This window comes from Demequina subtropica (genome assembly GCF_000971235.1).
GTDB classification, from domain to species: Bacteria; Actinomycetota; Actinomycetes; order Actinomycetales; family Demequinaceae; genus Demequina; species Demequina subtropica.
Map to the genome: position 1 here is coordinate 1 of NZ_BBMB01000018.1, position 21,091 is coordinate 21,091.

The following is a 21,091-nucleotide window of genomic DNA, read 5'->3' on the forward strand; positions in this document are numbered from 1 at the left end:
TCAGCGACCGCCACCGAGGTCTGGTTCACCCCACCCGCCACCATCGACCCTGCTCGCACCCCCAGGCTCGGAGGCAAAGCCGCACTCCACGTGGACCTCCCCCAACACACACCCCACTGACCACCCCGCCCCCACGGCGCCCACCCCCACGGCGGGCGCCGCCGCGGCACGCCCCGGCACGGGCGACGCGCCCTCGCCGGGCGCCTCGCCGCACCGGCCGCGCCGCGCTCAGCCGATGAGGCTCGGCTGCAGATCCCGCAGCGTCTGCCGGTGGGTCATGCGCGCCACGCCCACCATCGCCACCACCAGCGCAGCGACCAACCACGCAGCCAGCACCGCGACGTCCCCGAGCGCCGCCGCGACCGAGCCGCCGTACATCATCTGCCGCAGCCCATCGACGGCGAAGCTCATCGGGAGCACGTGGTGCAGCGCCGCGAGCGGCGTGGGCAGCGTCTGCCACGGGAACGTGCCGCCCGCGGTGACCAGCTGGAGCACCATGAGCACGAGCCCCAGGAACTGCCCGACCGAGCCCAGCCACACGTTGAGCGCCAGGATGATCGCCGCGAAGGTCACAGCCGAGACGGCCATGAGGGCGTAGGTGCCCCACGGATGGTCGACCGAGAAGTCGAGCGCAACCGCGACCACGGCGAAGAGCCCCACCATCTGGATCGCGCCGAGCGCCGACGGGGTCAGCCATCCCGCGAGCGTGACCCTCACCGGTGAATGGATGGCGGTGATCGCGCGCCGCGATACCGGCTTGACGATGAGGAACAGCGCGTACATGCCGATCCACGCAGCAAGCGAGATGAAGAACGGCGCCAGCCCGGCGCCGTACGTGCCGGCGGAGGTGAGCGACTCCGAGTCGAGGTCCACCGGGTCCGCGATCGTCTGCGCCTGCAGATCGCGGAGCGCCTCGTCGGCGGGGGAGATCTGTGCCGCGCCGTCCGCGAGCGCGGACTCGAGCTCAACGGCGCCGTCCGTGAGATCGCCGAGCCCCGACGCGAGCGTGCTCGCGCCTGCCGCAGCCGTGTCGAGCCCCGACGCCAGATCGGAGGCGCCGCTGTCGACCTTGCCCGCGCCGTCCGCGAGCTCGGCGGCCCCGTCCGCGGCGGAGGCCGCACCATCGGCCAGGTTGCCGGCCCCTGAGGCTGCCGAGGAGGCGCCCGCGGCCACCGAAGCGGCGCCGTCCGCCACCTGCTGGGCGCCGTCGGCAAGCGCGTCGATGTCGTCGATCGCGTCGTGCAGCGCAGCGCGGCCATCCTCGAGATCCGCGAGGACGGGCTCGACCTGCTCGAGCGCCGCCGCGATCTGCGCGTCGGTCATGCCGAGCCCGGCCATCTGCGCGGCGAGCTCGTCGAGCGCATCGGGAATGGCCGCCGCCGCCTCGTCCGCGGCCGCGCCTACGGCATCGGCTTGCTCCGCGAGCGCCGCATTGCCGGCGGCGACGTCCGCCGCACCATCCGCGACCTCGCCTGCTCCGCCCGCGAGCGTCTCGGTACCCGTCGCCAGCGACGACGCGCCGTCGGCGAGGGAGGTGGTGCCTTCGGCGAGCGCGGATGCGCCGTCAGCCAGCGACGATGCGCCGTCCGCGAGCGTCGCCGCTCCCGTCGCGAGGGCATCGGTCCCGTCCGCGAGCGACGCTGCACCGTCCTCCGCGTCGGCAGAGCCCGCGCCTAGCTGGGCCGCCCCGTCGGCGGCCTCGAGCAGCGACTCGCGGACATCGGCGAACCCGAGCAGGAACTCGGTCGCCGCCTCCTCGTTGACGGTGGTGACGATCGACGTGCGGATCGCATCGGCGGCCTGCTCCCCGATGGTCGACGCGAGGTAGCTGTTGACGTCGCTCGTGGTGAGCGTGACCCGTGCCTGGTGGGGATCGTCGGTGCTGGCCGAGGCGAGCGCCTCCGAGAAGTCCGCGGGGAACTCGATCACGAAGTCGTAGTCCTCCTCGGTGATCCCGTCGAGGGCGGCGTCGGGGTCGACGATGTGCCAGTCGAAGCGCCCGTCCTCCACGAGCTGCTCCGCGACATCTCGACCGAAGGTTGCCGACTCGCCGTCCGTGACCGTCCCGACATCCGTGACCACGATCGCAGCGGGGATGCGGTCGAGAGCCGCGTACGGAGCCTTGTTCGCCCACAGGTAGAGGCCGCCGTAGAGCACGGGGACCGTCATGAGCGCCACAAGCGCGAGCACGGCCATCCGGGTGGCTGTGAGGCGACGCAGCTCGACGGTGATCATCGCGGGGATGCGCACGGCGATCCGGCGCAGGCGTGTCGCGTGCCCCTTCATGCGGACACCTCCACGAGGTCCTCGACGATCACGTCGGGCATGTCGGCGACCGAGGTGCCCGCGATGGTCGCGGCCGCGGCGTCGCCTGCGATGACCAGGACCGCGAGCCCGCGGCGAGCGAGCCCGCGCGCCGCCTCCCACCAGCCGGAGGGGTCCCCGCCGTGCCTGTCCGGTGCGACGAGCACGATGCCCTCCACGCCCGGGCGCAGGGCTGCCAGCTCGAGCAGCAGCCGGACACGGTCGGTGGGGGCGACGTTGGCGAACGGCGTCCGTGCCCATTCGGTGAGCCCCAGCTCGGCGAGCAGCGCTCGCGCCGCGGACGGCGTGGACGCACGTCCCGCGAACATCAGCTCCTCCTCGACGATGCCGACGGTCGACACGTGGCCGACGGGCTCGCTCACTACGGGTGCGTCCACGAGCGCGAGCGCCGCGCGCATGCGTCCGTAGTCCACGCGGCCATCGACCGTGACCACGCCCGTGTCCGGGTGCATGCGGCCCGAGGCGAGCAGGCCCAGCACCGTCGGCCGCTGCTGGGTCTCGGCGCGGACCAGGGTGATGCTTCCGCTCGTGAACGTCGCCGTCGTCGGCAGCAGCGCCGCGTCGCCTCGACCTTTCGAGACCTCGACCAGATCGATCCTCATCGCTCCTCGCCCTCCGTGATGGCCGCGGCGATGTCCGAGGCGCGCGCGGCGCCCACGCCTGCCGCGCAGAGCGGATGCGTCATCACGAGCGTGCGCGCCTGCGCGGGGTCCGCCTCCGGCGCCACCTCGAGCACGTCGAGCGCCGCGCGCTCGACGAGCACCGCGAGGATCTCGACGGCGACGTCGGTGCGGACCACGCCCGCCGCCGTCGCCTCGGCGAGGCAGGCACGCACCCGGGCGCGCACCGGCGCGAGGGCGCGCGCCACGGTCTCGCTGTGGTGCGTCGTCACCGCCATGCGGGCGATCGTGCGGACGTCCGCCACCGCGTCCCACAGCGAGACGCCGAGCCGTGCGAGACCGACCAGCGGGTCCTCGTCACGCGGCGCGTCGAGCGCCGCGGAGATCCGCACCGCACCCCGGTCGAGCATGGCCGCGACCAGCTCGTCCCGTCCGGCGAAGTGGCCGTAGACGGCGCGGCGGGAGAGGCCGGCCTCGGCCGCGATCGCGTCGAGGGGGGCGTCGACGTCGTCGCGCAGCGCGCGGGCGGCGGCGTCGAGGAGGGCATCGTGATTGCGCGCCGAATCGGCGCGTGGGGATCGTGCGGTCACCGCTGCAGATTAGACAAATTGCACAGCAGTGTGCAAGTTAGCCGAATCCGCCGACCGCCGCGCTCGCGAGGCCGACGATCGCGAGCACGCCGCCGAGGAGCGCGAAGGCACGCGTCGGCGCGTGTCGCGGATCGAGCGCGAAGCCGCCGATGGCGAGGAGGATCGCCACGACGGCGAGCACGGGCACCGTGAGCCCCACCGCTCCCAGGACAACCGAGGACACGGTGAGCGGCAGCGCCACCTCCGGGTCGCGTCCGCGATCGGGGCGTGGGTCCGGAGGCTCGCCCCGCGCATCGTCCATCCCGGCCTCGCTCCTCAGCCCCTGGCGTCGCGCCCGACCTCGAGGCGCACGCGCTCCAAGGCGTCCACATAGATGGCGGCCACGGCGTCCATGGTCGCGTCCGCCTCGCTGTCGACGGTCCGCCTCGCCGAATCGGCCTCGAACCAGGCGATCGCCTCCGCGACGCCCTGCTCGAACGGGATGCGCGCCTCCCAGCCCGGCACCAGGCGCTTGATCCTCGTGTTGTCGTAGACGGCGGCGTGCATCTTGTCCCCGTAGATGCCTCCGGCCGAAGCGGGCTCGGCGGCGACGAGCGCATCGGACGGCACGTGAAGGACCTGGCGCGCGAACGCCTCGTCCGAGAGCCCCGCCGCCCGCGCGATCGCGGCGTGGATGCCCTCCCAGGTCAGGGCCTCGTCGGACGTGATGTGCACCGCCTCGCCGAGCGCCTCGTCGCGGCCCAGGAGACCGAGCACGCCTGCGGCGACATCATCGGCGTGCGTGAGGGTCCACAGCGACGTGCCGTCGCCGGGGATGACGATGCGCGCGCCCCTCCGCATGCGGTCCACCAGCGTCCACGGGTGCGCCGAGTTGCCCGTGTACCCGGGGATCTTCGACGGCCCGTAAGTGTGGGCCGGGCGCACGATGGTCCAGCCGAGCCCGGCATCGGTCGCGCGCGAGCGCAGCACCTGCTCGGCCTCCGCCTTGAGCCGCGCGTACTCCCACCACGGGTTCTCCTGCGGGGTGTCCTCCGTGAGCACGTGGAGGCGGTCGTAGGTCATGTAGGCGGCGGAGGTCGCGATGAGCACGTACTGGTCCGTGAGCGGGGCGAAGGTCTCGACGTCCGCCGCCACGTGCTCGGGCGTGAAAGCGATGAACTGCACCACCGCGTCGAAGCGCTCGCGCCGCAGCCGGGCGCCATGGAGCGCGTCGCGCAGCGCCTCGGCGTCGGTCGCGTCGACGTGGATGACGTGCGCGCCCGGCGGGGGAGCGGCGGCCTCGCTGCGGCCGCGGTTGATGAGCGTGAGCTCGTGGCCTGCCGCGTGGGCGGCGGCCGCGAGGGCCGAGGAGATGAGGCCCGTGCCTCCGACGATGAGGATGCGCATGCCTCGAGCCTAGGACGCCGCGCAAGATTGGTCGTCGGCTTCGTCCCGAGTGTGGGGTATGCAGGTTTTGCAGGGCTGTCGCCGCCTCGCGCGCGCCGCTAGCGTTGACCCATGGTCGAGGAGCTGGTGCCGAGTCTGAGGGGCGCGCTGGCCGGGATCCTGCCGACGGGGTGGCGTGACGCCGCCCCCTGGGGCTACCCGGGTCAGAGCGAGCTGGCCCTCATCGCCGGCGTGTTCGCCGCCCAGCTGCAGCCGCAGGCGGTCGCGGACATCGCGGACAGCGTGATGCGGCGCCGGCCGGGAAGCCTCCTCGACGATCTCGCGGACCTCGCCGCGGTCGACCCCGTCGACCTGCGGGTCGTCCTCGGCGAGCGCTGGGGCGACTCGACGGTGCTGGGGGTCCCGCGCCGTCGCGCCGAGGTGATCCACGAGGCAGCGCTGCTCCTCGCGCACGCGGGCGTCCGCACCGCAGCCGACCTCCAGGACGCCGCGCGGACGCGCGGCGAGGAGATCTCGACCTTGGTGCAGTCGATCCGTGGGCTCGGTCCGGGCACGTGGGTGTCGATCGCCTTCATGGCGCACGCGACCGCGCTCCCGGACGATGCGGTGGTCGCGCTCGTGTCCTCGTGCACCGAGCCAGCCCACCCGGGCACCACGCTCACCCGCGCCGAGGTCGCCGAGCTCATCCGTCTCACGGCCGCGCGTCTCGCGACCGATGAGCGCGTGCTCGCATACGCGCTCAGCCGGCGCGCCGAGGAGATCGCGCGGATGCCCGGAGTGCTCGCCGCCGGCTGACGCCGCCCGCGCCGGTCCCGAGGGAGGTTCGGTGCGAATGCGTGAAATGGGCGTGTCGCGCTGGTGTCGCTCGCGGCATCGGGCCTGTAGCCTTCACGCCCATGATCGAGAGTCTGGTCCCGAGCCTGCGAACGGGGCTCGCGAGCATGCTGGCGCCCGGGTGGCGCGACGCCGCGCCGTGGGGGTACCCCCGTCACAGCGAGCTCGCGCTGATCGCCGGCGTCTACGGCACGCAGCTGTCCGCACCGCTGGTCGGCACGGTGGTCGACACGGTCCTGCGGAACCGCCCCGAGCGGACCTTCGACGACCTCGTGGACCTCGTGGAGCGTGGCCCGATCGTGCTGCGTCACATCCTGGGCGAGCGCTGGGGCGACACCACGGTGCCCGGCACGGCACGGCTGCGGGCGGACGTGATCTACGAGGCCGCGGCGGCGCTCGTCGAGTCCGGCGTGTACGACGCCCTCACCCTGTCGCAGGTCGCACGCCAGCACACCGAGGCGCTCGGCCTGCGTCTCCAGGACGTGGAGGGCCTGGGGCCGGGCACGTGGGCGTCGATCTCGTTCATGGCGCACGTGCCGGCGCTGCCGGGGCATTCCGTCATGAGGATGGTGCACCAGGCCCTCGCGGCGGATCACCCGGACCTCGAGCTCGACGCGGCCGAGGTCGCGGAGCTGCTCGGGCTCACCGCCGAGCGGATGGCCACCCACGAACGCGTGCTCTCGTACGCGCTGAGCCAGCACGCCGGCCCCAGCCAGGGCCCGTTCCCGGACCCCGAGGCGGAGCCCGAGGCGGATGCGGAGCCGGACGCCGAGTCCGCGGCGGAGCAGGACCCGGCTCAGTAGACGGCGCGCGCGAGCAGCGCGACGCGGACGGTGCCGCCGCGCGTGTGCTGCTCGGCGACTCGCTGGAATCCCAGGTGCTCGTGGAAGGTCACGGAGCCGGGGTTCGGCGGGTCGAGCTGCACCTCGGTGGTGACCTCGGTCGCACCGCGCTCGCGCGCCCGCTCGAACACCGACTCGTACAGCGCCCGGCCCACGCCCGTGCCCTTCGCGGACTCGCGCACCACGATCCTGTCGATGTACTGGTGGCGCACGCCGCGCGCCTCGAAGTAGCGGTAGTTCTCGGACTCGTAGGGCTGGCCCATCCCCAGGCTCAGGAGGAAGGCGATGACGGCGCGGTCGCGGTCCGTCGCCACCAGGGCGACGTCGCACATCCCGTGGAGCGACGCCAGCTCCTCCTCGCTGAGGAGGTTGACGGCAGGCGCCGCCTCGGCGTTCAGCGAGGTCACGGCAGGGATGTCGGTGACGCGCATGACGCGGAGGCGGAGGTTCTGCATGGGCACATTGTGCCGGGCAGATGTGTCCGGCGCGTGTCGAGGACGCGCCCGGCGCGTCACGGATGCAGCAGCAGCTTGCCGCGCGTCGCACGCGACTCGAGCGCACGATGCGCGTCGGCCGCCTCCTCGAGCGAGTACCCGCGATCGATGCGCACGCTGAGATCGCCCAGCAGGATCCCGTGGAAGATGTCGCTCGCGCGCCACTCGCGTTCCTCGGGGTCCGCGGTGAAGTCCGCGAGCGTCGGCCGGCTCAGCACCACGGATCCCGCGGAGTTGAGGCGCTGCGGGTCCACGGGGTCGACGGGCCCGGAGGCGGCGCCGAAGAGGACCATCGACCCGCGGCGGTGGAGCGAGGCGAGCGATCCGTCGAAGGTGGTGCGGCCCACGCCGTCGTACACGGCGGCGACTCCCTCGGGGATGATGCCGCGGACCGCGGCGGGCAGGTCCACGCCGAGGTCGTCCATCAGGTCGTAGCGCAGCACATGCGACGCGCCCGCCTGGAGCGCGATCCTCTCCTTCACGTCGGAGCCCACGGTGCCGATGACGGTCGCGCCGCGCGCGACCGCGAGCTGGGTCAGCAGGAGCCCGACGCCGCCCGCCGCCGCATGCACGAGCACCACGTCGCCGGGCATCACCGCATAGGACGAGGTCACCAGGTAGTGCGCGGTGAGGCCCTGGAGCATCGCGGCGGCCGCCATGTCGAGCTCGACGTCCTCGGGGACGGGGTAGACGTCCGTGACGGGGAGGCTCACGTACTCCGCGTACGAGCCCTGCGTGAACGCCCAGGCGACGCCCTCGCCCTCGACCAGGTGCTCGACGCCCGCGCCGACCTCGACGATCTGGCCGGCGCCCTCCTTGCCGGGCACGAACGGCAGGTCCATGGGGTAGCGGCCGGAGCGCTGGTAGGTGTCGATGAAGTTGACGCCGGCGGCCTCCACGCGGACCACCACGTGCCCAGGGGTGGCGACGGGACGCTCGAGCTCGACCAGCTCGAGCACCTCGGGGCCACCATGCCGCGTCACCTGGATCGCTCTCACGACATGCATGCTACGTGCCTCCCCGTCGCAGTATGCAACCTCCTGTATGGTTATTCATATGAGCATCAAGGTCGCAGTATCCGGCGCCTCCGGCTATGTCGGCGGCGAGGTCCTGCGCGTGTTCTCCGCGCACCCTGAGGTGGAGTTCGGCGCGCTCACCGCGCACTCGAGCGCGGGCGACGCGCTCGGGCTGCACCAGCCGCACCTGCGGCCGCTCGCCGACCGCGTCATCGTCGAGACCAGCGCGGACACCCTCGCGGGTCACGATGTGGTGGTGCTGGCGCTTCCTCACGGTGCGAGCGGGGAGATCGCCGCGCAGCTGCCCCCGGAGACGCTCGTCATCGACTGCGGAGCGGACCACCGCCTGGCAAGCGCGCAGGCGTGGGCCGAGTATTACGGCGGCGACCACGCCGGCACGTGGCCCTACGGCATGCCCGAGCTCATCACCCCCACCGGCCATCAGCGCGAGGCGTTGGCCGGCGCCACACGAATCGCGGTCCCGGGCTGCAACGTCACCGCCGTCACGCTCGCGCTGCAGCCCGGCGTCGCGGCGGGCGTGGTCGACCCCACCGACATCGTCGCGGTGCTCGCCAACGGCTACTCGGGCGCCGGCAAGAAGCTCGCGCCCCACCTGCTCGCCTCCGAGGCGCTCGGCGCCGCGGCGCCGTACGCAGTGGGCGGCTCGCACCGCCACATCCCCGAGATCATCCAGAATCTCGCCTCCGCCGGCGCCGAGGGCGTGCGCCTCAGCTTCACGCCGACGCTCGTCCCGATGGCGCGAGGGATCCTCGCGACCGTGTCCGCCCCGCTCGCCGCCGGCGTCAACGTGGAGGCCGTGCGCCACGCGTGGGAGAGCGCCTACGCCGACGAGCCGTTCGTGCACCTGCTCCCCGAGGGCCAGTGGCCCACCACCGCCGCGACGCTCGGCGCGAACACGTGCCTCATGCAGGTCGCGGTCGACGGCAAGGCCGGTCGCGTGGTGGTGGTCGCCGCGATCGACAACCTCGTCAAGGGCACCGCCGGCGCGGCCCTCCAGTCCATGAACGTCGCCCTAGGCCTCGACGAGACCCTGGGCCTCAGCACGATCGGAACGGCACCATGAGCGTCACCGCAGCACAGAAGTTCGCGGCCGCGGGGGTCGCGGCCGGGCTCAAGAGCACCGGCGCCCGCGACGTCGCGCTCGTGGTCAACGACGGCCCGGAAAAGGTCGCGGCGGGAGTCTTCACCTCCAACCGCGTGGTCGCGGCACCCGTGACCTGGTCGCGCCAGGTGGTCGCCGACTCACGGGTCGATGCCGTGGTCCTCAACTCCGGCGGAGCGAACGCCGCGACCGGCGCCGAGGGCTTCGCGGACACGCATCGCACGGCCGAGCACGTCGCCGCCGCGCTCCAGGGCGCCGGCTGCGACGTGTCGCCCGGCGACGTCGCGGTGTGCAGCACAGGCCTCATCGGCGTGCGCCTGCCCATGGACGCGCTCCTCGCGGGAGTGGACGATGCGGTCGGCGCGCTGTCTCACGAGGGCGGCTCCGACGCGGCGCTCGCCATCATGACCACCGACACCGTGCCCAAGGAGGCCATCGCCGGGGGCGAGGGCTGGACCGTCGGCGGCATGGCGAAGGGCGCGGGCATGCTCGCGCCCGGTCTCGCGACGATGCTGTGCGTCATCACCACCGACGCCTCGGTTTCGCCCGAGCGGGCCCAGGTGGCCCTGCGCGCCGCGACGCGCGCGACGTTCGACCGGGTCGACTCGGACGGCTGCATGTCCACCAACGACACCGTGCTGCTGCTCGCGAACGGCGCGTCGGGCATCGTCCCCGAGTCCGGCGCCTTCGAGACGGCCCTTGCCGACGTCTGCGCACGCCTCGCGCGCGGCCTCGTCGCCGACGCCGAGGGTGCCAGCCACGACATCGCGGTCACCGTGACGAACGCGACCACGGAGGACGCGGCGGAGGCCGTGGCCCGCGCGATCACGCGGTCGAACCTCTTCAAGGCCGCGATCTTCGGCAACGACCCCAACTGGGGTCGCATCATCTCCGCGGCCGGCACCGTCCCCGAGGCGATCGCACCGTTCGACCCGACCGCGCTCGACGTGACCGTCAACGGCATCCAGGTGTGCCGCGCCTCGGGCGTCGGCGAGGACCGCGACCTGGTCGACCTTTCGGGTCGCGAGGTGCGCATCGTGCTCGACCTCCACGCGGGCGACGCCGAGGCGACCGTCTGGACCAACGACCTCACCCACGACTACGTCCACGAGAACAGCGCGTACTCCTCATGAACGAGAACCTCTCCCTCACGCCCCAGCAGAAGGTGGGCGTCCTCATCGACGCCATGCCCTGGATCGAGCAGTTCGCCGGCGCGATCGTCGTCATCAAGTACGGCGGCAACGCGATGATCGACGACACGCTGAAGCGCGCCTTCGCGCAGGACATCGTCCACCTGCGCCTGCTCGGCCTCCACCCCGTGGTGGTGCACGGCGGCGGACCCCAGATCTCCGGCATGCTCGACCGGCTGGGCATCGCCTCGGAGTTCCGCGGCGGCCTGCGCGTCACCACGCCCGAGGCGATGGACGTGGTGCGCATGGTCCTCACGGGCCAGGTCTCGCGCGAGCTCGTCGGGCTGATCAACGACCACGGGCCCCATGCGGTCGGCCTGTCGGGCGAGGACGCCGGCATGCTCCAGGCGAAGCGTCGCCACGCCGTGGTCGACGGCGAGCAGGTCGATGTCGGGCTCGTGGGCGACGTGGTCAAGGTCAACCCCGGCGCCGTGACCGACATCATCGAGGCCGGGCGCATCCCGGTGGTGAGCACCGTGGCACCGGACGTCGACGACCCGACGCAGGTGCTCAACGTCAACGCGGACACCGCGGCCGCCGCCCTCGCGATCGCGCTGCGCGCCCGCAAGCTCATCGTCCTCACCGACGTCGAGGGGCTCTACGCCTCCTGGCCGGACCGCGGCTCGCTCATCTCCGAGATCAGCGCGAAGCACCTCGAGGACATGCTGCCCTCGCTCGAGTCCGGCATGCGGCCCAAGATGGAGGCGTGCCTGCGCGCCGTCCGCGGGGGCGTGCCGCAGGCACACGTCATCGACGGTCGGGAGCCGCACTCGATCCTCGCCGAGGTCTTCACGTCCGCGGGCTTCGGCACGATGGTGATGCAGGACAAGGAGGTCTGGGTATGACGGACCTGGGTACGCACGGCGAGGCGGGTCTCGAGCGGGGCAGGGTCGACCTGCAGCGCTACGGCCACGCGCTTATGGGCACGTACGGCGAGCCGATGCGCGTCCTCACCCGCGGCGAGGGCAGCTGGGTGTGGGACGCCGACGGCAACCGCTACCTCGACCTCCTCGGCGGCATCGCGGTCAACGCGCTGGGCCACGCGCACCCCGCCTGGGTCGCGGCGATCGCGCAGCAGGCGGGCACGCTGGCGCAGGCCTCCAACTTCTTCGCGACCGAGCCGCAGATCCGCCTCGCGGAGCGCCTGCTCGAGCTCGCGCACGCGCCGCACGGCTCGCGCGTCTTCCTGTGCAACTCCGGCACCGAGGCCAACGAGGCCGCGTTCAAGATGGCGCGCAAGACCGGCAAGCGCACCGTGATCGCGCTCGAGGGGGGCTTCCACGGGCGTTCGATGGGCGCCCTGTCGATGACCCACAAGGAGGCGCTCCGCGCCCCGTTCGCGCCGCTGCTGGAGCGCGTGGTGTTCGTGCCCGCCAACGATGAGCGGGCGCTGCGCGCGGCCGCGGCGGAGAACGCCGAGGACCTCGCCGCGATCATCGTGGAGCCCATCCAGGGCGAGTCGGGTGTGCGGCCCCTGTCCCACGCCTTCCTCGCCGCGGCGCATGAGCTCACGCGCCGCTACGAGGCGCTGCTCGTCATGGATGAGGTTCAGACGGGCGTGGCGCGCACCGGCGCGTGGTTCGCGCACCAGCTCATGGGGATCCAGCCCGATGTCATGACGCTGGCCAAGGGACTCGGAGGCGGCTTCCCGATCGGCGCGGTGATCGCGTTCGGCGAGCGCGCCGGCAGCCTGCTCGCGAAGGGCGACCACGGCACCACGTTCGGCGGCAACGCGCTCGCCGCGGCGGCCGCGAACGCCACGCTCGACGTCATCGACGCCGAGCACCTGCTCGACAACGCCAAGGCGGTGGGGGAGCACCTGCGCGAGGCACTCGAGGCGCTGCCCGGCGTGGTCGAGGTGCGTGGCGCCGGCCTCATGCTCGGCATCGGTCTCGCGGCGCCGGTGAGCGCCGCGGTCGCGAAGGCCGCGGTCGACGCCGGCTTCATCGTCAACCCGCCCTCGCCGGACACCATCCGCCTGGTGCCCGCGCTCACGCTCACCACCGCGGAGGCGGACCTGTTCATCGCGTGGATGGCCGAGCACGCCTCCCGCCTCATCACGGAAGGCACCGCTGCATGACCACCGAGACCCGCCACTTCCTGCGCGACGACGACATCACCGCCGCCGAGCAGCGCGAGATCCTCGAGCTCGCCCTCGCGTTCCGGAAGGACCGCCACCTCGAGCAGCCCTTCGCGGGCCCGCAGGCGGTCGCGATCATCTTCGACAAGCCGTCGACCCGCACCCGCGTGTCCTTCTCGACGGGCGTCGCGGAGCTGGGCGGCTACCCGCTGGTCATCGACTCGGCGACGTCGCAGCTGGGACGCGGCGAGCCAGTCGCCGACACGGCGCGGGTGCTCGAGAGCATGGTCTCGGCGATCGTGTGGCGCACGTTCGGGCAGGAGCTCATCGAGGAGATGGCGGCGCATTCGTCGAAGCCGGTGGTGAACGCGCTCACCGACTCGTTCCACCCGTGCCAGATCCTCGCGGACCTCGCGGCGGTGGCCGATGCGCGCGGAGGCGTGGACGCGCTCGCCGGCCTCACGCTCGCGTACGTGGGCGACGGCGCCAACAACATGGCGCACTCCTACCTCCTGGGCGGCGCGCTCGCCGGCCTGCATGTGCGGGTCGGTGCCCCGGCCGACTACCTCCCGGACGAGCGCATCGTCCTCGACGCGAAGAAGATCGCGGCGGAGCAGGGCGGCTCGATCACCGTCACGACCGAGCACGACGATGCGGTGGCGGGCGCGGACATCATCTGCACCGACACGTGGGTGTCGATGGGGGACGAGGACCAGTACGCGGCCCGCGCGGACGTGTTCGGCGGTTACCAGGTGAACCAGCGCTCGCTCGACATCGCGAACGCGGGCGCCCAGGTGCTCCACTGCCTCCCGGCCTACCGCGGCAAGGAGATCACCGCCGACGTCATCGACGGCCCGCAGTCGCTCGTGTGGCTCGAGGCCGAGTACCGGCTGCACGCGCAGAAGGCGCTGCTCGCATGGCTGGCGCGGCGATGAGCGTCGGCGTTCCCCAGACCAAGGCGGCGCGCCAGGCGCTCGTGCGCCACCTCATCGAGACGCAGCAGGTCGAGTCGCAGACGCAGCTCGCCGCGATGCTCGAGGCGGAGGGGCTGCACGCGACGCAGGCGACGCTGTCGCGCGACCTCGTCGAGATCGGCGCGATCAAGGTGCGCGGCGCGGACGGCAAGCTCATGTACGCGACCCAGGCGGTCCTCGAGTCCATCGAGGACACGGGGGCTCGGCTCAACCGCCTGTGCGCGGAGCTGCTGCACTCCGCCGCCGGCAGCGCCAACCTCACCGTGCTCCGCACGCCCGAGGGCGCCGCGCAGTTCCTCGCGATGGCGATCGACTCGCACGACGACCCGGATCTGCTCGGGACCGTCGCCGGGGATGACACCATCATCGTCATCGCGACCGACCCGCTCGGAGGCGAGCGCCTCGCAAGCAAGTTCCTCGACCGCGCGAGCGGTCTCCACAGCTGACAACCCCCCCACGGAACGTAAGGAAAGAGAAGACATGTCAGAGCGCATCGTGCTGGCCTACTCGGGAGGCCTCGACACCTCCGTCGCCATCGGCTGGATCGCGGAGGCGACCGGCGCCGAGGTCATCGCCGTCGCGGTCGACGTGGGTCAGGGCGGCGAGGACCTCGAGGTGATCCGTCAGCGCGCGCTCGACTGCGGCGCGGTTGAGGCGTACGTCGCTGACGCGCGCGACGAGTTCGCCGAGGAGTACTGCATGCCCGCCCTCAAGGCGAACGCGCTGTACCACGACAAGTACCCGCTGGTCTCGGCCCTGTCGCGGCCCGTCATCGTCAAGCACATCGTCAAGGCGGCGCGCGAGTTCGGCGCGAGCACCATGGCGCACGGCTGCACCGGCAAGGGCAACGACCAGGTCCGCTTCGAGGTCGGCATCGTGTCGCTCGCGCCGGACCTCAAGTGCATCGCCCCGGTCCGCGACCTCGCGCTCACGCGCGACAAGGCCATCGACTACGCGGAGCGCAACAACCTCCCGATCGCGACCACCAAGAAGAACCCGTTCTCGATCGACCAGAACGTGTGGGGACGCGCCGTCGAGACCGGCTTCCTCGAGGACATCTGGAACGCCCCGACCAAGGACATCTACGACTACACGGACGACCCGGCCTTCCCGCCGGTGCCGGACGAGGCGATCATCACCTTCAAGGAGGGCGTCCCGGTCGCGATCGACGGTCAGCCCGTCACCCCGCTCCAGGCGATCGAGGAGATGAACCGGCGCGCGGGTGCGCAGGGCATCGGCCGCATCGACATCGTCGAGGACCGCCTGGTGGGCATCAAGAGCCGCGAGATCTACGAGGCGCCGGGCGCGATCGCGCTCATCGAGGCGCACCGCGAGCTCGAGAACGTCACCATCGAGCGCGAGCTCGCGCGCTACAAGCGCCGCGTGGGCGTCGAGTGGACCGAGCTGGTCTACGACGGCATGTGGAACTCGCCCCTCAAGGGCGCGCTCGACGCGTTCATCGAGGACACCCAGCGCCACGTGAACGGCGACATCCGCATCGTGCTCCACGGCGGCAAGGCCGTGGTGACGGGACGTCGCTCGGACACCGGACTGTACGACTTCAACCTCGCGACCTACGACGAGGGCGACACGTTCGACCAGTCGGCGGCGCGCGGCTTCATCGAGATCTACGGTCTCGCCGCGAAGCAGGCGGCGGCGCGCGAGGCGCGCCTCGCCTGACCGCCTAGGGTCGTACATAGCGGCGGCCGCGCCCCGATGCGGGCGCGGCCGCCGCACATCTCTACGTATCGAGGGAGCAGGTCATGGCAGGGGAGCACGGCACCAACGAGGGCGCGCTGTGGGGAGGCCGTTTCGAGGGCGGTCCGGCGGCGGCGCTCGCCGCGCTGTCGAAGTCGACGCACTTCGACTGGCGCTACGCGGATGACGACCTGCGCGGCTCGATCGCCCACGCGCACGCCCTCGAGAGGGCGGGCCTGCTCACGGCAGGCGAGTCGCGCGACATGACCGCCGCGCTGGAGACGATGCGCGCGGACGTCGCGGCGGGCACGCTCCTGCCGGCGGAGTCGGACGAGGACGTCCACGGTGCCCTCGAGCGCGTCCTCATCGAGCGCGTGGGGCCCGAGCTCGGCGGGAAGCTCCGGGCCGGACGGTCGCGCAACGACCAGATCGCGACGCTGCCGCGCATGTACCTCCGCCGTCACGCGCGGATCATCGCGTCGCAGGTGCTCGACGTGGTCGATGCCCTGCTCGCGCAGGCGGACCGTCACCTCGACGCGCCGATGCCGGGCCGCACGCACTTCCAGCACGCGCAGCCCGTCACGCTCGGTCATGCCCTCATGGCGCACGCCTGGCCGCTGCTGCGGGACGTCGAGCGCCTCACCGACTGGGACGCGCGTGCCGCGTGGTCCCCCTACGGCGGCGGCGCGCTCGCCGGCAGCACGCTGGGGCTCGACCCCGTGGCGGTCGCGGAGGAGCTCGGCTTCCTCGGCGCGTGCGAGAACTCGATCGACGGCACCGCCTCGCGCGACGTCATCGCCGAGTTCGCCTGGGTGACGGCGATGATCGGCATCGACCTGTCCCGCCTGTCCGAGGAGATCATCGCCTGGGCCACCGTCGAGTTCGGCTTCGTCACGCTCGACGACGCGTACTCGACCGGGTCGAGCATCATGCCGCAGAAGAAGAACCCCGACATCGCGGAGCTCACGCGCGGCAAGGCCGGGCGCCTCATCGGCGACCTCACGGGGCTGCTCGCGACGCTCAAGGGCCTCCCGCTTGCGTACAACCGGGACATCCAAGAGGTGCACGAGCCTGCCTTCGATGCGGTCGACACGCTCGAGACCATCCTTCCCGCGTTCGCGGGCATGGTGGAGACGCTCGTGTTCCGCGTCGAGCGCCTCGCGGACCTCGCGCCCGCCGGGTTCTCCCTCGCGACCGACATCGCGGAATGGATGGTCAAGAACGGCACGCCGTTCCGGGAGGCTCACGAGGTCGCGGGTGCGTGCGTGCGGGTGTGCGAGAAGCGGGGCAAGGAGCTCCACGAGCTCACGCCCGACGAGATGTCCGCGATCCACCCCGATCTCACCCCCGGGGTGCTCGAGGTGCTGACCGTGCCTGGCTCGCTCGCCGCGCGCGACGGCGTGGGCGGCACGGCCCCCGCACGGGTGGCCGAGCAGGGCAAGGCCGCGCGGGCCCGCGTGCGCCACTTCCGTCCATGGGCGGGGCAGGCCTGACGCTGCCGGTGGACGGCGCGTCACCCGCGTGACGCGTCTCTCACCGCCGCGTGCTTGAGATCGCGCGCCCCTGGCCGATGGGGCACGCATGGCATCGACGGACCCCTCCCACGCGCTCACGAGGACCGGCAGCGGTCGCACCACGGTGAGGGCTCGCGCGGTGGCGGCGCTCCTTGCGCTGGGCGCCGCGGCCCTCGCCTCGCTGACCACGGGCGCGGCGGCCGTGGCCGCCACCGGACCCACGTACGGCGAGGTCGCCGCGGCCTACGCGAAGGCGAACCTGGTGGGGCGTCCTTACCGTGCCGCGTACCGCAGCGAGGACGCCTTCGACTGCTCGGGATCGGTCTACCTGGCCTGGAAGCATGCTCTCCCTGGCCTCGTGGAGGAGGTCGCGTCGCGCGACCAGTACCGGGGCGGGGGCGAGCGCATCGCGGTCGGGACGGGGACGCTGCTCTCCGCGTCCGATCTCAGCGCGGGCGACCTCCTGTTCTGGTCGAAGGACGGGACGGTCGCGGGGATCTACCACGTGGCGATGTACCTGGGCGACGGCACGCTCCTGCAGACCGCCTCCGGGAGGGACGCGTTCATCGGCGGGCTCAACTACGCGCCGTCGCTCCGCATGCCCTTCGCCATCCGGCCCGAGGGCGCCGGCGCCACCGCGCCGAGCCTCGCCTACGACGCGATGGATGCGGGTCTCTACGACGAGTTCGCGTACGGCGACTTCAACGGCGACGGCTACGACGACGTCCTGTGGTTCACCGGGACGATGGCGGTGTCCGCGCGGCACCGAGGCTGGCAGGTCTCGTACGGCTCGCGGTCGGGCATGCGCGGGTTCCGCCAGGTGGCCGCGCACGCCTGGTCGCCCGCCGACCAGGAGCTCCGGATCGCGGACCTCGACGGCGACGGTCGCGACGATGTGCTGTGGTTCACGGGTCAGACGTCCACGAGCCTCTACTGGACCGGGTGGCAGGCCGCCTACGGCACCGCGAAGGGGTTCACCGGCCTCACGAGGATCTCGCGCTCGTCGAGCACGCCGGCCTCGGCGGACCTCGCGGTCGCCGACTTCACCGGGGACGGCCGCGCGGACGTGCTGTGGTTCACCGGGACGCGCGACAAGTCGACGCGGCACAACGGCTGGCAGCTGGCGACGGGGACCGGCAAGGGCTTCTCGAGCTACGTCCGCGTGCGGGACTCGAGGCAGACGCCCCGCAACGTCGACCTCGCGGTCGCGGACTTCACCGGGGACGGCCGGGCGGACGTGCTGTGGTTCACCGGGACGCGCGACAAGTCGACGCGGTACAACGGCTGGCAGCTGGCGACCAGGACGGGTGGGGGCTTCTCGAGCTACGTCCGCGTGCGGGACTCGAGGCAGACGCCCCGCAACGTCGACCTCGCGGTCGCGGACTTCACCGGGGACGGCCGGGCGGACGTGCTGTGGTTCACGGGCACCCGTAGCACCGCGACGCGGTACCGCGGCTGGCAGCTCGCGCGCATGACCACCGGGACGTTCGCGAGCTACGCGCGGGTCTCGGACCGGGGGGACACGCCGAGGACCCGCGATCACGCCTACGCCGACTTCTCGGGCGACGGCCGCGCGGACGTGCTGTGGTTCACCGGCACCTCGGACACGGCTCAGAGCCGCTGGGGCTGGCAGCTCGCGGCGGGCAAGCCGCGGGGCCTCGCCGGCCTCGTGCGCGTCCACACCACGTGGCGCACGCCCCGCTGGCAGTAGGCGGAATCCGCTCTACGCGTGCTCCTCGACGGCGACCTCGGTGGCCCCGGTGATCGCGATCAGGTCCTCGTAGGAGATCTCGAACACCGCATGCGGCGTGCCGGCGGCCGCCCACAGCTCGCCGTGCTTCTTGAGCTCGACGTCGATGTACGTCGGGACGGGCTCGGGGTGCCCGAGCGGCGCGACCCCTCCGATGGGCTGACCGGTGGCCTCCCTCACATCCGCGGCCGAGGCGCGGGTGATCGTGCGGGCGCCGAGCTGGCCCGCGAGGAGGTCCGTGTCCACGCGGTGCGAGCCGCTGGTGAGCACCAGCACGGGGGCGCCGTCCGCGAGGAACACGAGGCTCGACGCGATCGCGCCCACCTCGCAGCCGAGCGCCATGGCGGCCTCCGCCGCGGTCCGGGTGGAATCGGTGAGCGTCCGCACCTGGGAATGCAGGCCGTGCGCCGCGAGGAGGTCCATGATCTTCGCGCTCGAAGGGTGCATATCGTCACCGTATCCTGGCCCGATGCCGAATCCCAGGGTGAGTTTGCTCGCGTCTCGCGTGCGGGCCGCGCCCCCGCGCGCCGGCGCCACGCGCATCGTCCTCATTGACGGTCCCGCGGGCTCGGGGAAGACGACGCTCGCAACCCGGCTCGGCACCGCGCTCGGGGCGCAGGTCCTCCACGGGGACGACATGTACGAGGGCTGGGCCGGCCTCGCGACGCTCGACGAGGTCCTCGCCCAGGTGCTCGACCCGCTCTCCCGCGGCGAGGAGGGCGGATTCCGGCGCTGGGACTGGATCGGGTCGCGCCGGGCCGAGCGGATCGCGGTGCCCGTGGCCGATGCGCTGGTCATCGAGGGCGTCGGCGTCGCGTCGCGTGCGGCACGCGAGCGCGCGTCCCTCGTGCTGTTCGTCGAGGCGCCGTGGGAGACGCGCCTGGCGAGGGGGATCGCACGCGACGGCGAGCCGATGCGTGCGGAATGGGAGCGGTGGCATCTCGCCGAGGACAGGTACCTCGAGCGCGAGGGCACGCGCGCCGCGGCCGACCATGTCCTCGACGGCGCCGCGCCGGTCGAGGACTGACGGCTGACCCGGCCACCGCATCGTGCTGGCACAATGGCGCCATCATGACTGAGCACCTTCTCGACGAGCTCGCCTGGCGCGGGCTGATCTCGCAGACCACCGGTGAGGACGAGCTGCGCGCGGCTCTCGACGCGGGCCCCATCACCCTGTACTGCGGTTTCGACCCGACGGCGCCGAGCCTCCACATCGGGAACCTCGTCCAGATCCTCACCGTGCGACGCTTCCAGCTGGCGGGGCACAAGCCGCTCATGCTGGTCGGTGGCGCCACGGGGCTCATCGGCGACCCCAAGATGGCGGGGGAGCGCACGCTCAACCCCGTCGACGTGGTCCACCAGTGGGTCGAGCGCATCCGCGGCCAGATCGAGCCGTTCATGTCCTTCGAGGGCGACAACGCCGCCCGCATGGTCAACAACTACGAGTGGACCAAGGACATGTCCGCGATCGAGCTGCTGCGCGACGTGGGCCAGTACTTCCGCCTCGGCACGATGATCGCGAAGGACACCGTCGCGCGTCGCCTCAACTCGGAGGAGGGCATCTCCTACACCGAGTTCAGCTACCAGGTGCTGCAGGGCATGGACTACCTCGAGCTGTTCCGCCGGTACGGCTGCACGCTGCAGACCGGCGGATCCGACCAGTGGGGCAACCTCACGTCGGGCACCGAGCTCACCCGCAAGGCCGAGGGTGTCTCGGTCCACGCGATGGCCACACCCCTCATCACGAAGGCGGACGGCACCAAGTTCGGCAAGACCGAGTCCGGCACCGTGTGGCTCGACCCCGCCATGACGAGCCCGTACGCCTTCTACCAGTTCTGGCTCAACCAGGCCGATGCGGATGTGATCGGCTACCTCAAGGTGTTCACCTTCCTCACCCGCGACGAGATCGCGGGGCTCGAGACGAAGGTCGCCGAGGAGCCCTTCCGTCGCGAGGCGCAGCGCACCCTCGCGTGGGAGGTCACGCGGATGGTGCACGGCGACACCGCCGCACAGGGCGCCGTCGACGCCTCGCAGGCGCTCTTCGGCCGAGGCGAGCTCGAGTCGCTCGACGAGCCGACGCTGGCCGGCTGTGCGCAGGAGCTCGGCGGAGCGGACCTCGCGTCGGGTGCGACGATCGTCGACGCGCTCGTCGCGGCGGGCATCGTCGACTCCAACTCCGCGGCGCGTCGCGCGATCGGCGACGGCGGCGCGTACGTGAACAACGTGCGGGTCGACGACGCGGAGCTCGTCCTCGGTCCCGACCACGCGCTTGCCGGCGGGTGGGCAGTGGTCCGCCGCGGCAAGAAGTCGGTGGGACTTGTCAGGATTTCTTCCTGATTCTTCGGGAGCGGACTGGCCTGCTGGAGCGCCTCGCGGTGCTCTAGCAGGCTTTTTCTGTGCGACACGCCCGGGATGCACGCGATTTGACCGGGGTGGGGTGGGGTGCGTAGTGTCTTCACCTGTCGCCGCAAGGAACGCGCCAGGCAGGGACTGAAGAGGACCTGCAGGAGACGCCCCGGCGACGTACGATCCAAGAAGCGGAACGGGACGAACGTGCCCGATCTGCTCGCAGGATCGCCCGACTGGCTCTCGAAGACGAAGCCCTCACGACAATCACACGGCAGAAGCCGCGGATTTGACAGCGAGGGTGGAAGA

At 72.3% G+C, this 21,091-nt stretch carries 21 protein-coding genes; 13 read left to right on the forward strand and 8 right to left on the reverse strand.

The window, feature by feature from the left end:
* Window positions 1-228 precede the first annotated feature (228 nt).
* The 5 genes from AOM06_RS14130 to AOM06_RS14150 are packed head-to-tail and all read right to left on the reverse strand — an operon-like array spanning window position 229 to window position 4,921.
* Window positions 229-2,286 (reverse strand): YhgE/Pip family protein, encoded by a 2,058-nt coding sequence (locus tag AOM06_RS14130; RefSeq protein ID WP_439644744.1) that lies wholly within the window; start codon window positions 2,284-2,286, stop codon window positions 229-231.
* On the reverse strand, window positions 2,283-2,927 hold the full coding sequence (locus tag AOM06_RS14135) for a hypothetical protein (protein ID WP_062308400.1): 645 nt from the start codon (window positions 2,925-2,927) through the stop codon (window positions 2,283-2,285). Before AOM06_RS14135 ends, AOM06_RS14130 begins: the two co-directional genes overlap by 4 nt.
* Window positions 2,924-3,535 carry a TetR/AcrR family transcriptional regulator gene (locus AOM06_RS14140; RefSeq protein ID WP_062308403.1) on the reverse strand — a complete coding sequence of 204 codons (612 nt, stop codon included), beginning with the start codon at window positions 3,533-3,535 and terminating at the stop codon, window positions 2,924-2,926. The genes AOM06_RS14135 and AOM06_RS14140 overlap by 4 nt, the downstream gene beginning before the upstream one ends.
* 37 nt (window positions 3,536-3,572) lie before the next feature.
* Window positions 3,573-3,836, reverse strand: coding sequence for a hypothetical protein (locus AOM06_RS14145; protein WP_062308406.1), 264 nt, complete (start codon window positions 3,834-3,836; stop codon window positions 3,573-3,575).
* Between the two features lie 14 nt (window positions 3,837-3,850).
* Window positions 3,851-4,921: an NAD-dependent epimerase/dehydratase family protein gene (locus tag AOM06_RS14150; protein WP_062308409.1), complete on the reverse strand. Its 1,071-nt coding sequence runs from the start codon at window positions 4,919-4,921 to the stop codon at window positions 3,851-3,853.
* 111 nt (window positions 4,922-5,032) lie between these two features.
* Between AOM06_RS14150 and AOM06_RS14155 the strand changes: the two genes are divergently transcribed.
* Window positions 5,033-5,716: a DUF8548 family protein gene (locus tag AOM06_RS14155; RefSeq protein ID WP_062308412.1), complete on the forward strand. Its 684-nt coding sequence runs from the start codon at window positions 5,033-5,035 to the stop codon at window positions 5,714-5,716.
* Window positions 5,717-5,817: 101 nt separating this feature from the next.
* On the forward strand, window positions 5,818-6,558 hold the full coding sequence (locus AOM06_RS14160; protein ID WP_156163734.1) for a DUF8548 family protein: 741 nt from the start codon (window positions 5,818-5,820) through the stop codon (window positions 6,556-6,558).
* Here AOM06_RS14160 and AOM06_RS14165 read toward each other — a convergent pair.
* On the reverse strand, window positions 6,552-7,052 hold the full coding sequence (locus tag AOM06_RS14165) for a GNAT family N-acetyltransferase (protein WP_062308421.1): 501 nt from the start codon (window positions 7,050-7,052) through the stop codon (window positions 6,552-6,554). The two genes, AOM06_RS14160 and AOM06_RS14165, sit on opposite strands and share 7 nt — an antisense overlap.
* Before the next feature lie 56 nt (window positions 7,053-7,108).
* Window positions 7,109-8,098, reverse strand: a complete 990-nt coding sequence (locus tag AOM06_RS14170; protein WP_228372969.1) for a quinone oxidoreductase family protein — start codon at window positions 8,096-8,098, stop codon at window positions 7,109-7,111.
* A gap of 37 nt (window positions 8,099-8,135) precedes the next feature.
* On the opposite strand from AOM06_RS14170, the gene argC reads away from it, so the two are divergent.
* The 9 genes from argC (at window position 8,136) to AOM06_RS14215 (ending at window position 18,397) form a co-directional block, all read left to right on the forward strand.
* Window positions 8,136-9,191 carry an N-acetyl-gamma-glutamyl-phosphate reductase gene (gene argC, locus AOM06_RS14175; RefSeq protein WP_062308426.1) on the forward strand — a complete coding sequence of 352 codons (1,056 nt, stop codon included), beginning with the start codon at window positions 8,136-8,138 and terminating at the stop codon, window positions 9,189-9,191.
* Complete coding sequence (gene argJ, locus AOM06_RS14180; protein WP_062308431.1) at window positions 9,188-10,363, forward strand: bifunctional glutamate N-acetyltransferase/amino-acid acetyltransferase ArgJ; 1,176 nt, start codon at window positions 9,188-9,190, stop codon at window positions 10,361-10,363. The genes argC and argJ overlap by 4 nt, the downstream gene beginning before the upstream one ends.
* Entirely contained in the window at window positions 10,360-11,265 is a 906-nt protein-coding gene (gene argB, locus AOM06_RS14185; protein WP_062308434.1) for an acetylglutamate kinase, read from the forward strand. Before argJ ends, argB begins: the two co-directional genes overlap by 4 nt.
* Window positions 11,262-12,500 (forward strand): acetylornithine transaminase, encoded by a 1,239-nt coding sequence (locus AOM06_RS14190; RefSeq protein WP_062308438.1) that lies wholly within the window; start codon window positions 11,262-11,264, stop codon window positions 12,498-12,500. The genes argB and AOM06_RS14190 overlap by 4 nt, the downstream gene beginning before the upstream one ends.
* Window positions 12,497-13,435, forward strand: coding sequence for an ornithine carbamoyltransferase (gene argF / locus AOM06_RS14195; protein WP_062308441.1), 939 nt, complete (start codon window positions 12,497-12,499; stop codon window positions 13,433-13,435). Before AOM06_RS14190 ends, argF begins: the two co-directional genes overlap by 4 nt.
* Window positions 13,417-13,920: an arginine repressor gene (gene argR, locus AOM06_RS14200; protein WP_062308444.1), complete on the forward strand. Its 504-nt coding sequence runs from the start codon at window positions 13,417-13,419 to the stop codon at window positions 13,918-13,920. The genes argF and argR overlap by 19 nt, the downstream gene beginning before the upstream one ends.
* A gap of 34 nt (window positions 13,921-13,954) precedes the next feature.
* Window positions 13,955-15,154, forward strand: a complete 1,200-nt coding sequence (locus AOM06_RS14205; protein WP_062308448.1) for an argininosuccinate synthase — start codon at window positions 13,955-13,957, stop codon at window positions 15,152-15,154.
* Between the two features lie 83 nt (window positions 15,155-15,237).
* Window positions 15,238-16,665 (forward strand): argininosuccinate lyase, encoded by a 1,428-nt coding sequence (gene argH / locus AOM06_RS14210; RefSeq protein WP_062308451.1) that lies wholly within the window; start codon window positions 15,238-15,240, stop codon window positions 16,663-16,665.
* An 88-nt stretch (window positions 16,666-16,753) separates the two neighbouring features.
* Window positions 16,754-18,397 carry a C40 family peptidase gene (locus AOM06_RS14215; protein WP_062308454.1) on the forward strand — a complete coding sequence of 548 codons (1,644 nt, stop codon included), beginning with the start codon at window positions 16,754-16,756 and terminating at the stop codon, window positions 18,395-18,397.
* A gap of 12 nt (window positions 18,398-18,409) precedes the next feature.
* Here AOM06_RS14215 and AOM06_RS14220 read toward each other — a convergent pair whose 3' ends face one another.
* On the reverse strand, window positions 18,410-18,883 hold the full coding sequence (locus AOM06_RS14220) for a YbaK/EbsC family protein (protein ID WP_062308457.1): 474 nt from the start codon (window positions 18,881-18,883) through the stop codon (window positions 18,410-18,412).
* A 22-nt stretch (window positions 18,884-18,905) separates the two neighbouring features.
* On the opposite strand from AOM06_RS14220, the gene AOM06_RS14225 reads away from it, so the two are divergent.
* Together AOM06_RS14225 and tyrS are read left to right on the forward strand one after the other, a co-directional pair.
* On the forward strand, window positions 18,906-19,463 hold the full coding sequence (locus tag AOM06_RS14225; RefSeq protein ID WP_062308460.1) for a uridine kinase family protein: 558 nt from the start codon (window positions 18,906-18,908) through the stop codon (window positions 19,461-19,463).
* A gap of 44 nt (window positions 19,464-19,507) precedes the next feature.
* On the forward strand, window positions 19,508-20,773 hold the full coding sequence (gene tyrS, locus AOM06_RS14230) for a tyrosine--tRNA ligase (RefSeq protein WP_062308464.1): 1,266 nt from the start codon (window positions 19,508-19,510) through the stop codon (window positions 20,771-20,773).
* The last annotated feature ends 318 nt before the right edge of the window (window positions 20,774-21,091 follow it).

What these genes read in the sequence shown, in the direction of transcription:
- AOM06_RS14130 (WP_439644744.1), bottom strand. Translation starts at nt 2,286, where the DNA reads ATGAAGGGGCACGCGACACGCCTGCGCCGGATCGCCGTGCGCATCCCC.
- AOM06_RS14135 (WP_062308400.1), bottom strand. Translation starts at nt 2,927, where the DNA reads ATGAGGATCGATCTGGTCGAGGTCTCGAAAGGTCGAGGCGACGCGGCG.
- AOM06_RS14145 (WP_062308406.1), bottom strand. Translation starts at nt 3,836, where the DNA reads ATGGACGATGCGCGGGGCGAGCCTCCGGACCCACGCCCCGATCGCGGA.
- AOM06_RS14150 (WP_062308409.1), bottom strand. Translation starts at nt 4,921, where the DNA reads ATGCGCATCCTCATCGTCGGAGGCACGGGCCTCATCTCCTCGGCCCTC.
- AOM06_RS14155 (WP_062308412.1), top strand. Translation starts at nt 5,033, where the DNA reads ATGGTCGAGGAGCTGGTGCCGAGTCTGAGGGGCGCGCTGGCCGGGATC.
- AOM06_RS14160 (WP_156163734.1), top strand. Translation starts at nt 5,818, where the DNA reads ATGATCGAGAGTCTGGTCCCGAGCCTGCGAACGGGGCTCGCGAGCATG.
- AOM06_RS14165 (WP_062308421.1), bottom strand. Translation starts at nt 7,052, where the DNA reads ATGCAGAACCTCCGCCTCCGCGTCATGCGCGTCACCGACATCCCTGCC.
- AOM06_RS14170 (WP_228372969.1), bottom strand. Translation starts at nt 8,098, where the DNA reads ATGCATGTCGTGAGAGCGATCCAGGTGACGCGGCATGGTGGCCCCGAG.
- argC (WP_062308426.1), top strand. Translation starts at nt 8,136, where the DNA reads ATGGTTATTCATATGAGCATCAAGGTCGCAGTATCCGGCGCCTCCGGC.
- argJ (WP_062308431.1), top strand. Translation starts at nt 9,188, where the DNA reads ATGAGCGTCACCGCAGCACAGAAGTTCGCGGCCGCGGGGGTCGCGGCC.
- argB (WP_062308434.1), top strand. Translation starts at nt 10,360, where the DNA reads ATGAACGAGAACCTCTCCCTCACGCCCCAGCAGAAGGTGGGCGTCCTC.
- AOM06_RS14190 (WP_062308438.1), top strand. Translation starts at nt 11,262, where the DNA reads ATGACGGACCTGGGTACGCACGGCGAGGCGGGTCTCGAGCGGGGCAGG.
- argF (WP_062308441.1), top strand. Translation starts at nt 12,497, where the DNA reads ATGACCACCGAGACCCGCCACTTCCTGCGCGACGACGACATCACCGCC.
- argR (WP_062308444.1), top strand. Translation starts at nt 13,417, where the DNA reads ATGGCTGGCGCGGCGATGAGCGTCGGCGTTCCCCAGACCAAGGCGGCG.
- AOM06_RS14205 (WP_062308448.1), top strand. Translation starts at nt 13,955, where the DNA reads ATGTCAGAGCGCATCGTGCTGGCCTACTCGGGAGGCCTCGACACCTCC.
- argH (WP_062308451.1), top strand. Translation starts at nt 15,238, where the DNA reads ATGGCAGGGGAGCACGGCACCAACGAGGGCGCGCTGTGGGGAGGCCGT.
- AOM06_RS14215 (WP_062308454.1), top strand. Translation starts at nt 16,754, where the DNA reads ATGGCATCGACGGACCCCTCCCACGCGCTCACGAGGACCGGCAGCGGT.
- AOM06_RS14220 (WP_062308457.1), bottom strand. Translation starts at nt 18,883, where the DNA reads ATGCACCCTTCGAGCGCGAAGATCATGGACCTCCTCGCGGCGCACGGC.
- AOM06_RS14225 (WP_062308460.1), top strand. Translation starts at nt 18,906, where the DNA reads ATGCCGAATCCCAGGGTGAGTTTGCTCGCGTCTCGCGTGCGGGCCGCG.
- tyrS (WP_062308464.1), top strand. Translation starts at nt 19,508, where the DNA reads ATGACTGAGCACCTTCTCGACGAGCTCGCCTGGCGCGGGCTGATCTCG.